The organism is Pseudomonas sp. BT-42-2 (genome assembly GCF_025847435.2).
Lineage (GTDB): Bacteria > Pseudomonadota > Gammaproteobacteria > Pseudomonadales > Pseudomonadaceae > Aquipseudomonas > Aquipseudomonas urmiensis.
Genome location: NZ_JAOYTM010000017.1, coordinates 28,680 through 41,277, shown reverse-complemented (window position 1 = coordinate 41,277; position 12,598 = coordinate 28,680). Strand labels below are relative to the sequence as shown.

Genomic DNA, 12,598 nt, shown 5'->3' with positions numbered 1-12,598 from the left:
TCTCCTAGGCTTCGCACGCCGAAGAGGCTGGGTTCACCAGGCGCTCGAGGGTCGTACGGTCCAAAATTTTCGTATCCAGTTTGATGTAGATGGCGGCTTCTTCTGCCACCACCACGGCGTCGGTCACACCCGGCACTGCCATCAGGCGCTCGGTCAGTCCGGCTTCCCGGACTGCCTCAGGCGTCAGCGGCATACGCAGGCTGGTCACATAAGGCGGCTCGTTCATGCTCAACGCAACGACCAGCCATACGGCACACAGCACTGCACAGCCCAAGAACACCATGCCCAGGCCACCGTGCTGGAACAACCAGCCACCGATGATTCCTCCCAAGGCGGCACCGAGGAACTGGCTGGTGGAGTAAACCCCCATTGCTGTTCCCTTGCCGCCGGCGGGCGACACCTTGCTGACCAGCGAAGGCAACGATGCCTCCAGCAGGTTGAAGGCAGTAAAGAATATCACGGTGCCGATCACCAGTCCGCGCAAACTGTCAGCCCACTGCCAGAAGAACACCTCGATCACCAGCAGGACACTGACCGCGCCAAGCAACACGCGTTTCATCTTGCGCTTTTTTTCGCCGTAGATGATGAACGGCACCATTGCAAAAAATGAAACCAGCAAGGCGGTCAGGTACACCCACCAGTGTTCTTCCTTGGGCAAGCCGCCGCGCTCGACGAACGCCAGCGGCAAGGCGACGAAGCTGGCCATGAGGATCGCGTGCAGCACGAAGATACCCACGTCCAGGCGCAGAAGGTCCGGATGGCGCAGGGTCGGGCCGAGGGCCTGACGCGCCACGCCCGATTCGCGGTGCTGCAAAGCGCTGTGCGCGCTAGGCACGACGAAGGCCACCAGGGCGATGCCGATGACGGCAAGTCCTGCGGTGGCGAGGAACAATCCTGACAGGCCAAATGCCCGAGTCAGCAACGGCCCGACCACCATGGCCACCGCGAACGACAAGCCGATGCTCATGCCGATCATGGCCATGGCCTTGGTCCGGTGCTGTTCACGGGTCAGATCGGACAGCAGCGCCATGACCGCCGCGGAGATCGCTCCGGCGCCTTGTAGAACCCGCCCGGCGATCACGCCCCAGATCGAGTCGGCCTGCGCGGCCAGCACGCTGCCCAGGGCGAAGATCACCAGCCCCAGGTAGATCACCGGAAGACGCCCGATGCGGTCGGAAATCACCCCGAACGGAATTTGCAGCAGCGCCTGGGTCAGGCCATAGGCACCAATGGCCAGGCCGATCAGCGCAGGCGTGGCACCGGCCAGGTCCATACCGTAGGTGGCAAGCACCGGCAGGACCATGAACATGCCCAGCATACGAAAGGCAAACACCAGGGCCAGGCCACTGGCGGCGCGGGTCTCGCTACCACTCATGCGCTCGTTGTGGGTGTCGTGCATGGATTAACCTCGTGTGAACCGGCGGCGATTCTATCAGTCCGACGCCTTGACGGCATATACGCGACGCTTTGCCGCGTAATGGCAGCGCGCCGTATACTTCCTTGTTTATGCCCGCCGAGCGAGGCCGTAGTGGACAAGATCCTGATTCGTGGGGCACGTACCCACAACCTGAAGAACATCGACCTGACCCTACCTCGGGACAAGCTGATCGTGATCACCGGCCTGTCCGGTTCCGGCAAGTCGTCCCTGGCGTTCGACACACTCTACGCCGAGGGTCAGCGCCGCTACGTGGAATCGCTGTCGGCTTACGCCCGGCAATTCCTGTCGATGATGGAAAAGCCTGACGTCGACACCATCGAGGGCCTCTCCCCGGCCATCTCCATCGAGCAGAAGTCGACCTCGCACAACCCGCGCTCGACGGTGGGCACCATCACCGAGATCTACGACTACCTGCGCTTGCTGTACGCTCGCGTGGGTACACCGCGCTGCCCGGATCACGATATTCCGCTGGAGGCGCAAACCGTCAGCCAGATGGTCGACCTGGTGCTCGATCAACCAGAGGGCAGCAAGCTGATGCTGCTAGCGCCGGTGATTCGCGAGCGCAAGGGTGAGCACTTGGCGGTGTTCGACGAGCTGCGTGCGCAGGGTTTCGTCCGTGCCCGGGTCAACGGCAAGCTGTATGAGCTCGATGAGTTGCCCAAGCTCGATAAGCAAAAAAAGCACAGCATCGATGTGGTGGTAGACCGCTTCAAGGTGCGCAGCGACCTGCAGCAGCGCCTGGCCGAATCGTTCGAGACGGCGCTGAAGCTGGCCGACGGTATCGCCCTGGTGGCGCCGATGGACGACGAGCCGGGTGAAGAGATGATCTTCTCCGCACGCTTCGCCTGCCCGATCTGTGGGCATGCCATCAGCGAGCTGGAACCCAAGCTGTTCTCCTTCAACAACCCGGCTGGCGCCTGCCCGACGTGCGATGGCCTGGGGGTCAAGCAGTACTTCGACACCAAGCGCCTGGTCAACACTGAGTTGACCCTGGCCGAGGGCGCTATCCGCGGCTGGGACCGGCGTAACGTGTACTACTTCCAGATGCTCGGTTCACTGGCCGCGCAGTACGGCTTCAGCCTGGAAGTTCCGTTTGCCGAGCTATCCGCCGAAGACCAGAAAGTCATCCTGCACGGCAGCGGCAAGCAGAACGTCGACTTCAAGTACCTCAACGACCGTGGCGATATCGTCAAGCGTTCGCACCCGTTCGAAGGCATCGTGCCGAACCTTGAGCGGCGCTACCGCGAGACCGAGTCGGCGACTGTGCGCGAGGAGCTGGCGAAGTTTCTCGGTACCCAGCCCTGCCCTGACTGCCGCGGCACGCGTCTGCGCCGTGAAGCGCGGCACGTATGGGTGGGCGAGAAAACCCTGCCGGCGGTTACCAACCTGCCGATCGGTGACGCCAGTGAGTATTTCAGCGACCTGACCCTGACCGGTCGACGCGGTGAGATCGCGGCGAAGATCCTAAAGGAAATCTGCGAGCGCCTGCAGTTCCTGGTCAACGTCGGCCTGGATTACCTGACCCTGGACCGCAGCGCCGAAACCCTGTCTGGCGGTGAGGCCCAGCGCATCCGCCTGGCCAGCCAGATCGGGGCCGGCCTGGTGGGGGTGATGTACATCCTCGACGAGCCGTCGATCGGCCTGCATCAGCGCGACAACGACCGTCTGCTGGGCACCCTCAATCACCTGCGTGATCTGGGCAACACCGTGATTGTGGTCGAGCACGACGAGGACGCCATTCGCCTGGCCGACTATGTGGTCGACATCGGCCCGGGTGCTGGCGTGCATGGCGGGCAGATCGTTGCCGAGGGTACGCCTCAGGAGGTCATGGACCACCCTGACTCGCTGACCGGCAAGTACCTGTCCGGCCGCAAGAAGATTGCAGTCCCGGCCAAGCGCACACCGCGCAACAAAAAGCTCTCGCTCAAGCTCAAGGGCGCGCGTGGCAACAACCTGCAAAACGTCGACTTGGAAATTCCCATTGGCCTGCTGACCTGCGTGACCGGTGTTTCCGGCTCGGGCAAGTCGACGCTGATCAACAATACCCTGTTCCCGCTCGCAGCTAGCGCGCTCAACGGTGCTACCAGCCATGAAGCGGCGGCGCACAGCAGCATGGACGGCCTGCAGCACCTGGACAAGGTGGTCGATATCGACCAGAGCCCGATTGGCCGCACCCCACGCTCGAACCCTGCGACCTACACCGGTATCTTCACCCCGGTGCGCGAGCTGTTCGCTGGTGTGCCGGAGTCGCGTGCGCGGGGCTATGGCCCAGGGCGTTTCTCCTTCAACGTCAAGGGTGGCCGCTGCGAGGCGTGCCAGGGCGACGGCCTGATCAAGGTCGAGATGCACTTCCTGCCGGACATCTATGTGCCGTGCGATGTGTGCAAGAGCAAGCGCTACAACCGCGAAACCCTGGAGATCAAGTACAAGGGCAAGAACATCCACGAGGTGCTGGAAATGACCATCGAGGATGCCCGCGAGTTCTTCGACGCGGTGCCGGCACTGGCGCGCAAGCTGCAAACGCTGGTCGATGTGGGGCTTTCCTACATCAAGCTGGGGCAGTCGGCAACGACCCTGTCGGGTGGCGAGGCGCAGCGGGTCAAGCTGTCACGCGAGCTGTCCAAGCGCGATACCGGCAAGACCTTGTACATCCTCGACGAGCCGACCACCGGCCTGCACTTTGCCGATATCCAGCAGTTGCTGGACGTCCTGCACCGCCTGCGTGACCACGGCAACACCGTGGTGGTGATCGAACACAACCTGGACGTGATCAAGACGGCTGACTGGCTGGTGGACTTGGGGCCTGAGGGTGGTTCCAAGGGGGGGCAGATCATTGCCTCGGGCACACCGGAAGAACTGTCGAAGATGAAGCAGTCATATACCGGGCATTACCTCAAGCCGCTGTTGGAGCGGGATCGGGCCTAAAGACGGGCAATAAAAAACCCTGTCACGCGAGTGACAGGGTTTTTTTATTATCTGAACACGCTTACATCTGCGATTGCAGGTAGTTCTGCAGACCGATGGACTTGATCAGCCCCTGCTGTTTCTCCAGCCAGTAGGTGTGATCTTCTTCGGTATCGGCCAGTTGCGCGCGCAGGATATCGCGGCTGATGTAATCCTTGTGCAGCTCGCACAACTCGATGCCTTTGCACAGCGCGGCGCGTACCTTGTACTCCAGGCGCAGGTCGGCGGCGATCATCTCTGGCACGGTAGCGCCTACATCGAGATCGTCTGGGCGCATGCGCGGCGTACCTTCAAGCATGAGGATCCGGCGCATCAGGGCATCGGCGTGCTGCGCCTCTTCTTCCATCTCATGATTGATACGCTCATAGAGCTTGCTCAAGCCCCAATCCTCGTACATCCGCGAGTGGATGAAATATTGGTCACGCGCCGCCAGTTCGCCCGTCAGCAACGTGTTGAGGTAATCGATTACGTCCGGGTGACCTTGCATCGCCCTGCTTCTCCCTGTGAAAACATCAATACGGCATAGTGTGAACCAGGAAGGTCGAGAGGTCACTGAAAAACGCGCAATAACATGCAAAAAAACCGGCAAACAGTAGTGATATTCATTGAAAAACCGCCCAAATGAGGGCGGTTCTACTTATCATTCCGACTCAGGCGAGATCCACGCCCAATGCCTTGGCGACGCCTTCAGCATACGCCGGATCGGCCTTGAAGAAGTGCTGCAGCTGACGCTGCACGACATCCTCACTGACCCCCGCCATGGTCCCGGCGATATTGCTGATCAACAATGCCTGCTGTTCAGCGTTCATCAAACGGAACAGCGCACCTGCATGGCTGTAGTAATCGCCGTCCTCGCGATGATCGTAACGATCGGCCGCGCCGTTGAGTGAAAGGGCTGGCTCAGCGTGCTGAGGCGATTGCTTCGGGGCATCGCCGTAGCTGTTGGGCTCGTAGTTCGGCGCACTGCCGTAAGCGCCGTAGGCCATGGCGCCGTCACGCTGATAGGTGTTGACCGCGCTACGAGGGGCGTTCACCGGCAACTGCTGGTGATTGGTGCCGACACGGTAGCGGTGAGCATCGGCATATGCGAACACTCGGCCTTGCAGCATGCGGTCCGGCGACAGCCCCACGCCCGGGACCATGTTGCTCGGCCCGAAGGTCGCCTGCTCGACCTCCGCGAAGTAGTTGAGCGGATTGCGATTGAGCTCCAGCACGCCAACCTCGATCAATGGATAGTCCTTCTGCGACCAGGTCTTGGTCACGTCGAAGGGGTTCTCCTGACGGTGGGCCGCCTCTTGCTCACTCATCACCTGGATGCACACCGTCCAGCGTGGATAGTCACCGCGCTCGATCGCCTCGAACAGATCGCGCTGGGCGTAATCTGGATCAGTGCCTGCCAGACGTGCGGCATCAGCCGGCGAGAGATTCTTGATGCCCTGTTGGGTCTTGTAGTGCCATTTGACCCAGGTGCGCTCGCCCTTGGCGTTGATCAGGCTGTAAGTGTGGCTGCCGAAGCCATGCATGTGGCGGTAACCGTCAGGTATGCCACGGTCGGAGAAGAGGATGGTGACCTGGTGCAGCGCCTCCGGTGAGTGCGACCAGAAATCCCACATCATCTGCGCGTTCTTCAGGTTGCTCTGCGGATGGCGTTTCTGCGTGTGGATAAAGTCGGGGAACTTGAGTGGATCGCGAATGAAGAACACCGGGGTGTTATTGCCGACGATGTCCCAGTTGCCTTCCTCGGTGTAGAACTTCAGGGCAAAGCCACGCGGATCGCGCTCGGTATCCGCTGAGCCGCGCTCGCCACCCACGGTGGAGAAACGCAGGAATGTCTCAGTCTTCTTACCGACTGTGTCGAACAACTTGGCACTGGTGTAGTGAGTGATATCGCGGGTGACCGTGAAGGTACCGTAAGCGCCCGAGCCCTTGGCGTGCACGCGGCGCTCAGGGATGTTCTCGCGGTTGAAGTGGGCGAGTTTCTCGATCAGATGGAAGTCGTCGAGCAACAGCGGGCCACGCGGGCCTGCCGAACGAGAATTCTGGTTATCAGCTACGGGTGCACCGCTGGCGGTGGTGAGAATCTTGCTCATGGGCTCTCCTTATCGGTCTTCAATGGCCGGCTAATCGGCTTGCCAAGAAGTATCGGGGAGATATGTTGCAAGAACTAATTCATTGATCTATTTGGATCGATAGAAATTAACAATATAGATAGACACAAAAAACCGGGCACTAGGCCCGGCTCTTTGCAGCAGACAGAACGTCTTACTCGGCAGCTTCTACAGCACCACCGACTGGACGATCAACCAGCTCGACGTACGCCATAGGCGCGTTGTCGCCAGCGCGGAAACCGCACTTCAGGATACGCAGGTAGCCGCCTTGACGGGTGGCATAGCGCTTGCCCAGATCGTTGAACAGCTTGCCAACAGCGGATTTCGAACGGGTACGATCGAAAGCCAGACGACGGTTGGCGACGCTATCTTCCTTGGCCAGGGTGATCAGCGGCTCGGCAACGCGGCGCAGTTCCTTGGCTTTCGGCAGGGTGGTTTTGATCAGCTCGTGCTCGATCAACGACACTGCCATGTTCTGGAACATAGCCTTGCGGTGAGAGCTGGTACGGCTCAGGTGACGTCCACTTTTACGATGACGCATGATTCATTCCTTACCAAACACTACGTTCGGTGATTACGACGATCAGGCAGTCGCCTTGTCGTCCTTCTTAAGACTTGCAGGCGGCCAGTTGTCGAGGCGCATGCCGAGGGACAGACCACGGGAAGCCAGGACGTCCTTGATTTCAGTCAGGGACTTCTTGCCGAGGTTAGGAGTTTTCAACAGTTCTACTTCGGTACGCTGAATCAGGTCGCCGATGTAGTAGATGTTCTCCGCCTTCAGGCAGTTGGCCGAACGTACAGTCAGTTCCAGGTCGTCAACCGGACGCAGCAGGATCGGATCGATCTCGTCTTCCTGCTCGACCACAACCGGCTCACTGTCACCCTTGAGGTCGACGAACGCGGCCAGCTGCTGTTGCAGGATGGTCGCGGCACGACGGATAGCCTCTTCAGGATCCAGAGTACCGTTGGTTTCCAGATCAATGACCAGCTTGTCCAGGTTGGTACGCTGCTCAACACGGGCGTTTTCGACCACATAGGCGATACGACGCACCGGGCTGAACGAGGCGTCCAGCTGAAGACGGCCAATGCTGCGGCTTTCATCTTCGTCAGTCTGACGAGAGTCGGCCGGCTCGTAACCGCGACCACGAGCTACAGTGAGCTTCATGTTCAAGGCGCCGTTGGACGCCAAGTTCGCGATTACGTGATCGGGGTTGACGATCTCGACATCGTGATCCAGCTGAATATCGGCAGCGGTAACCACCCCCGAACCCTTTTTCGACAAGGTCAGCGTAACTTCGTCACGACCGTGCAGCTTGATAGCCAGGCCTTTCAGGTTCAACAGGATTTCAATTACGTCTTCCTGTACACCTTCGATCGCGGAGTACTCATGGAGTACGCCATCGATCTCGGCCTCGACTACTGCACAGCCAGGCATGGAGGACAACAGGATGCGGCGCAGCGCGTTGCCCAGGGTATGGCCGAAACCACGCTCGAGAGGCTCGAGCGTAATCTTGGCGCGGGTCGGACTGACGACCTGCACATCAATGTGGCGGGGCGTCAGGAACTCATTTACCGAAATCTGCATGGATGCACCTATTTTCTAGCCCTTACTTGGAGTAGAGCTCGACAATCAGGTTTTCGTTGATGTCGGCGGACAGATCGCTGCGAGCAGGAACGTTCTTGAAAACGCCCGACTTTTTAGCAGCATCCACGTCTACCCACTCAACGCGGCCACGCTGAGAGCACAGTTCAAGGGCTTGAACAATGCGCAGCTGGTTCAGCGACTTCTCACGAACCGAGACCACGTCACCCGGACGAACTTGGTAGGATGGAATGTTTACAGTCTTACCGTTGACGCTGATCGCTTTGTGCGAAACCAGCTGACGGGACTCGGAACGAGTCGAGCCGAAGCCCATACGGTAAACGACGTTATCCAGACGGCACTCGAGCAGTTGCAGCAGGTTCTCACCAGTTGCGCCTTTTTTCGAGGCAGCAGCTTGGTAGTAACCGCGGAACTGACGCTCCAGAACACCGTAGATACGACGGACTTTTTGTTTCTCGCGCAGCTGGGTACCGTAGTCGGACTGACGGCCACGGCGCTGGCCGTGGATACCTGGGGCTGCTTCGATGTTGCACTTCGATTCCAGAGCGCGAACGCCGCTCTTCAGGAACAGGTCAGTGCCTTCACGGCGAGACAGTTTGCATTTTGGACCAATGTAACGTGCCATTTATCTGTCTCCTGATTACACGCGACGCTTCTTCGGCGGACGGCACCCGTTATGCGGGATTGGCGTCACGTCGGTGATGCTGGCGATCTTGTAGCCGCAGCTGTTCAAAGCACGAACGGCGGACTCACGACCTGGACCTGGACCCTTGACGTTAACGTCGAGGTTCTTCAGACCGTATTCCAGCGCAGCTTGACCAGCACGCTCAGCAGCGATCTGAGCTGCGAACGGAGTGGATTTGCGCGAACCACGGAAACCCGAACCACCGGAGGTCGCCCAGGACAAAGCATTGCCCTGACGGTCGGTGATGGTCACGATGGTGTTGTTGAAAGACGCATGGATGTGGGCGATGCCATCAACCACTGTCTTTTTGACTTTCTTACGAGGACGAGCAGCAGGTTTTGCCATGTCTATATTCCTGGGCGATTACTTGCGGATCGGCTTACGCGGGCCCTTACGGGTGCGTGCGTTGGTCTTGGTGCGCTGACCGCGAACCGGCAGACCTTTACGATGGCGCAGACCGCGGTAGCAGCCCAGGTCCATCAAGCGTTTGATCTTCATGTTGACGTCACGACGCAGGTCACCTTCAGTGGTGAACTTCGCAACTTCGCCACGCAGGGTTTCGATTTGCTCGTCGCTCAGATCCTTGATCTTAGCGGCTGGGTTTACACCAGCGTCTGCACAGATCTTCTGTGCAGTTGTGCGACCGACACCATAGATGTAGGTCAGCGAGATAACAGTATGCTTGTTATCTGGAATGTTGACGCCTGCAATACGGGCCATTCAGTGGGACTCCAATTGACAGCTACCTACGCCCCGGAAGCCAAGAAATAGGGCGCGAGATAATATCGCTGTAGAAACAATTAATCAACCCAGCAGCGCACTAGCTGCTGGGCTTGTAGCGCGGATCACACTCAGCCTTGGCGCTGTTTGTGACGCGGTTCCGCGCTGCAAATTACTCGCACGATGCCTTCGCGGCGAATAATCTTGCAGTTACGGCACAGCTTTTTCACCGATGCACGAACTTTCATCACCAACTCCTCGAACCTTAGGGGTCTATCAGCGCAGCAGACTGCTGCCGCCATAGCCTTTCAGGTTGGCTTTCTTCATCAGGGATTCGTACTGGTGCGAAACGAGGTGCGATTGTACTTGGGACATGAAGTCCATCACAACCACTACCACAATCAGCAACGAGGTCCCGCCAAGGTAGAACGGCACATTTGCTGCCACCACCAGGAACTGGGGCAGAAGGCAGACGGCCATCATGTAAAGAGCACCGAACATGGTCAGACGGGTCAGAACGCCATCAATGTAGCGCGCCGACTGTTCACCAGGACGGATACCCGGAATAAAGGCACCGGACTTCTTCAGGTTTTCCGCTACGTCTTTCGGGTTGAACATCAGAGCTGTGTAGAAGAAGCAGAAGAAAATAATCCCTGCACTAAACAGCAGAATGTTCAACGGCTGACCAGGAGCGATCGACTGCGAGATGTCCTGCAGCCAGCCCATACCTTCGGACTGACCGAACCAGGCACCCAGCGAAGCCGGGAACAGCAGAATGCTGCTGGCGAAAATGGCCGGGATTACGCCCGCCATGTTCACCTTGAGCGGCAAGTGGCTGGTCTGCGCAGCGAAGACCTTGCGGCCCTGCTGACGCTTGGCGTAGTGAACGGCGATACGACGCTGACCACGCTCAATGAACACCACGAAACCGATAATCGCTACTGCCAGCAACCCGATTGCGACCAGGGCGAAAATGTTTATATCGCCTGTGCGTGCAGACTCGAAAGACTGCCCGATTGCTCTCGGAAGACCGGCAACGATACCTGCGAAGATCAACATCGAGATACCGTTGCCCACACCGCGCTCGGTGATCTGCTCGCCGAGCCACATCATGAACATCGCGCCCGCCACGAAGGTGGAGACCGCAACGACATGGAAGCCCAGACCCGCAGAAAACGCCACGCCCTGGTTGGCCAGGCCAATGGACATGCCAATGGCTTGAACCAGCGCCAGGATAACGGTGCCGTAGCGGGTGTACTGGCTGATCTTGCGACGGCCAGCTTCACCTTCCTTCTTCAACTGCTCCAGCTGTGGGCTGACAGCGGTCATGAGCTGCATGATGATCGATGCCGAAATGTACGGCATGATCCCCAGTGCAAAGATGCTCATGCGCTCCAGCGCACCACCGGAAAACATGTTGAACAAGCTAAGAATGGTCCCCTCATTCTGTCGAAACAGATCCGCCAAACGGTCCGGGTTAATACCGGGCACCGGGATGTGCGCACCTATCCGATAGACGATGATCGCCATGAACAGAAAGCGCAGACGAGCCCAGAGTTCCGACATCCCGCCCTTACCGAGCGAAGAGAGAGCACCTTGCTTAGCCATTTATTCCTCGAACTTGCCGCCAGCTGCTTCGATAGCCGCACGCGCACCTTTGGTGGCTGCGATACCCTTGATGGTGACTGCGCGAGTGACTTCGCCAGACAGCATGATTTTCACACGCTGTACGTTCTGGTTGATCACGTTGGCATCCTTCAAGGATTGCACGGTGACAACGTCGCCTTCCACTTTAGCCAGCTCGGACAGACGCACTTCGGCGCGATCCATGGCTTTCAGAGAAACGAAGCCGAACTTCGGCAGACGACGGTGCAGCGGTTGTTGACCGCCTTCGAAGCCAGGAGCGATGGTGCCGCCGGAACGGGAGGTCTGACCTTTGTGACCACGGCCACCAGTCTTACCCAAACCGCTACCGATACCACGACCCGGACGATGCTTCTCGCGACGGGAACCCGGCGCTGGACTCAGATCATTGAGTTTCATCGATTAACCCTCGACGTGCAGCATGTAGTAAGCCTTGTTGATCATCCCGCGATTCTCGGGAGTATCTTGGACTTCTACAGTGTGACCGATGCGGCGCAGACCCAGACCCTTAACGCACAGTTTGTGGTTAGGGAGACGGCCGGCGGTGCTTTTGATCAGCGTTACTTTAACGGTAGCCATGATCAGAAGATCTCCTCGACGCTCTTGCCGCGCTTGGCAGCAATGGATTCTGGAGATTGCATGGCTTTCAGACCCTTGAAGGTGGCATAAACCACGTTCACTGGGTTGGTCGAACCGTAGCACTTGGCCAGAACGTTCTGAACACCAGCAACTTCCAGGACAGCACGCATTGCGCCGCCAGCGATGATACCGGTACCTTCCGAGGCAGGCTGCATGTAAACCTTCGAGGCGCCGTGGGCGGCCTTGGTGGCGTACTGCAGGGTGGTGCCCTTCAGGTCAACCTGAATCATGTTGCGACGAGCAGCTTCCATGGCTTTTTGAATCGCAGCAGGTACTTCGCGCGATTTGCCACGGCCGAAACCAACGCGACCCTTGCCATCACCCACCACGGTCAACGCGGTGAAGGTGAAGATACGGCCGCCTTTAACGGTTTTGGCTACGCGGTTAACTTGAACCAGCTTCTCGATGTAGCCTTCGTCGCGCTTTTGATCGTTATTTGCCATAACTTAGAACTCCAGCCCGCCTTCACGAGCAGCATCAGCCAGCGCTTTGACGCGGCCATGGTACTTGAAGCCGGAACGGTCAAAGGCAACTTGAGATACACCGGCGGCTTTCGCACGCTCAGCTACCAGCTTGCCAACCTTAGTGGCCGCGTCGATGTTGCCGGTGGCGCCATCACGCAGTTCTTTGTCCAAGGTCGAGGCGCTTGCCAAAACCTTGCTGCCGTCGGCCGAGATGACCTGGGCATAAATGTGCTGCGAGGAGCGGAACACGCACAGACGCACGGCTTCGAGCTCGTGCATTTTCAGGCGTGCTTTGCGAGCGCGACGCAGTCGAGTAACTTTTTTGTCGGTCAT

The 12,598-nt window shown here is 58.7% G+C and carries 15 protein-coding genes; 1 reads left to right on the top strand and 14 read right to left on the bottom strand.

Going from position 1 to position 12,598, the window contains the following annotated elements; genetic code table 11:
- Positions 1-4: 4 nt before the first annotated feature.
- Positions 5-1,399: an MFS transporter gene (locus OIU19_RS20710; protein ID WP_264236564.1), complete on the bottom strand. Its 1,395-nt coding sequence runs from the start codon at positions 1,397-1,399 to the stop codon at positions 5-7.
- A gap of 129 nt (positions 1,400-1,528) precedes the next feature.
- Between OIU19_RS20710 and uvrA the strand changes: the two genes are divergently transcribed.
- Positions 1,529-4,363: an excinuclease ABC subunit UvrA gene (uvrA, locus tag OIU19_RS20705; protein WP_264236563.1), complete on the top strand. Its 2,835-nt coding sequence runs from the start codon at positions 1,529-1,531 to the stop codon at positions 4,361-4,363.
- A 61-nt stretch (positions 4,364-4,424) separates the two neighbouring features.
- On the opposite strand, the gene bfr is transcribed toward uvrA, so the two are convergent.
- From bfr to rplR, 13 genes are all read right to left on the bottom strand, one after another.
- Positions 4,425-4,889 carry a bacterioferritin gene (gene bfr, locus OIU19_RS20700; protein ID WP_264236562.1) on the bottom strand — a complete coding sequence of 155 codons (465 nt, stop codon included), beginning with the start codon at positions 4,887-4,889 and terminating at the stop codon, positions 4,425-4,427.
- Between the two features lie 163 nt (positions 4,890-5,052).
- The gene (locus OIU19_RS20695) at positions 5,053-6,492 is read right to left on the bottom strand and encodes a catalase (protein ID WP_264236561.1); all 1,440 of its coding nucleotides are present in this window, start codon (positions 6,490-6,492) and stop codon (positions 5,053-5,055) included.
- A 172-nt stretch (positions 6,493-6,664) separates the two neighbouring features.
- Positions 6,665-7,051, bottom strand: a complete 387-nt coding sequence (gene rplQ / locus OIU19_RS20690) for a 50S ribosomal protein L17 (protein WP_003255451.1) — start codon at positions 7,049-7,051, stop codon at positions 6,665-6,667.
- 42 nt (positions 7,052-7,093) lie between these two features.
- Positions 7,094-8,095: a DNA-directed RNA polymerase subunit alpha gene (gene rpoA, locus OIU19_RS20685; protein ID WP_003255452.1), complete on the bottom strand. Its 1,002-nt coding sequence runs from the start codon at positions 8,093-8,095 to the stop codon at positions 7,094-7,096.
- 22 nt (positions 8,096-8,117) lie between these two features.
- The gene (gene rpsD / locus OIU19_RS20680) at positions 8,118-8,738 is read right to left on the bottom strand and encodes a 30S ribosomal protein S4 (protein ID WP_101322335.1); all 621 of its coding nucleotides are present in this window, start codon (positions 8,736-8,738) and stop codon (positions 8,118-8,120) included.
- Positions 8,739-8,753: 15 nt separating this feature from the next.
- Positions 8,754-9,143: a 30S ribosomal protein S11 gene (rpsK, locus tag OIU19_RS20675; protein ID WP_003255454.1), complete on the bottom strand. Its 390-nt coding sequence runs from the start codon at positions 9,141-9,143 to the stop codon at positions 8,754-8,756.
- A gap of 18 nt (positions 9,144-9,161) precedes the next feature.
- Positions 9,162-9,518, bottom strand: coding sequence for a 30S ribosomal protein S13 (gene rpsM, locus OIU19_RS20670; RefSeq protein WP_012316515.1), 357 nt, complete (start codon positions 9,516-9,518; stop codon positions 9,162-9,164).
- Positions 9,519-9,649: 131 nt separating this feature from the next.
- Positions 9,650-9,766, bottom strand: coding sequence for a 50S ribosomal protein L36 (gene rpmJ, locus OIU19_RS20665; protein WP_011531897.1), 117 nt, complete (start codon positions 9,764-9,766; stop codon positions 9,650-9,652).
- A gap of 28 nt (positions 9,767-9,794) precedes the next feature.
- Positions 9,795-11,126, bottom strand: a complete 1,332-nt coding sequence (gene secY / locus OIU19_RS20660; RefSeq protein ID WP_186557314.1) for a preprotein translocase subunit SecY — start codon at positions 11,124-11,126, stop codon at positions 9,795-9,797.
- On the bottom strand, positions 11,127-11,561 hold the full coding sequence (gene rplO, locus OIU19_RS20655; protein ID WP_010220318.1) for a 50S ribosomal protein L15: 435 nt from the start codon (positions 11,559-11,561) through the stop codon (positions 11,127-11,129). It lies immediately after the preceding gene.
- Between the two features lie 3 nt (positions 11,562-11,564).
- Complete coding sequence (gene rpmD, locus OIU19_RS20650; RefSeq protein WP_264236560.1) at positions 11,565-11,741, bottom strand: 50S ribosomal protein L30; 177 nt, start codon at positions 11,739-11,741, stop codon at positions 11,565-11,567.
- Positions 11,742-11,743: 2 nt separating this feature from the next.
- Positions 11,744-12,244 (bottom strand): 30S ribosomal protein S5, encoded by a 501-nt coding sequence (gene rpsE / locus OIU19_RS20645; protein ID WP_003255465.1) that lies wholly within the window; start codon positions 12,242-12,244, stop codon positions 11,744-11,746.
- A gap of 3 nt (positions 12,245-12,247) precedes the next feature.
- The gene (gene rplR, locus OIU19_RS20640) at positions 12,248-12,598 is read right to left on the bottom strand and encodes a 50S ribosomal protein L18 (protein WP_011531893.1); all 351 of its coding nucleotides are present in this window, start codon (positions 12,596-12,598) and stop codon (positions 12,248-12,250) included.

Bases quoted from the DNA above. Each gene is read 5' to 3' on its own strand.
- OIU19_RS20710 (WP_264236564.1), bottom strand. From the start codon at position 1,399: ATGCACGACACCCACAACGAGCGCATGAGTGGTAGCGAGACCCGCGCC.
- bfr (WP_264236562.1), bottom strand. From the start codon at position 4,889: ATGCAAGGTCACCCGGACGTAATCGATTACCTCAACACGTTGCTGACG.
- OIU19_RS20695 (WP_264236561.1), bottom strand. From the start codon at position 6,492: ATGAGCAAGATTCTCACCACCGCCAGCGGTGCACCCGTAGCTGATAAC.
- rplQ (WP_003255451.1), bottom strand. From the start codon at position 7,051: ATGCGTCATCGTAAAAGTGGACGTCACCTGAGCCGTACCAGCTCTCAC.
- rpoA (WP_003255452.1), bottom strand. From the start codon at position 8,095: ATGCAGATTTCGGTAAATGAGTTCCTGACGCCCCGCCACATTGATGTG.
- rpsD (WP_101322335.1), bottom strand. From the start codon at position 8,738: ATGGCACGTTACATTGGTCCAAAATGCAAACTGTCTCGCCGTGAAGGC.
- rpsK (WP_003255454.1), bottom strand. From the start codon at position 9,143: ATGGCAAAACCTGCTGCTCGTCCTCGTAAGAAAGTCAAAAAGACAGTG.
- rpsM (WP_012316515.1), bottom strand. From the start codon at position 9,518: ATGGCCCGTATTGCAGGCGTCAACATTCCAGATAACAAGCATACTGTT.
- rpmJ (WP_011531897.1), bottom strand. From the start codon at position 9,766: ATGAAAGTTCGTGCATCGGTGAAAAAGCTGTGCCGTAACTGCAAGATT.
- secY (WP_186557314.1), bottom strand. From the start codon at position 11,126: ATGGCTAAGCAAGGTGCTCTCTCTTCGCTCGGTAAGGGCGGGATGTCG.
- rplO (WP_010220318.1), bottom strand. From the start codon at position 11,561: ATGAAACTCAATGATCTGAGTCCAGCGCCGGGTTCCCGTCGCGAGAAG.
- rpmD (WP_264236560.1), bottom strand. From the start codon at position 11,741: ATGGCTACCGTTAAAGTAACGCTGATCAAAAGCACCGCCGGCCGTCTC.
- rpsE (WP_003255465.1), bottom strand. From the start codon at position 12,244: ATGGCAAATAACGATCAAAAGCGCGACGAAGGCTACATCGAGAAGCTG.
- rplR (WP_011531893.1), bottom strand. From the start codon at position 12,598: ATGACCGACAAAAAAGTTACTCGACTGCGTCGCGCTCGCAAAGCACGC.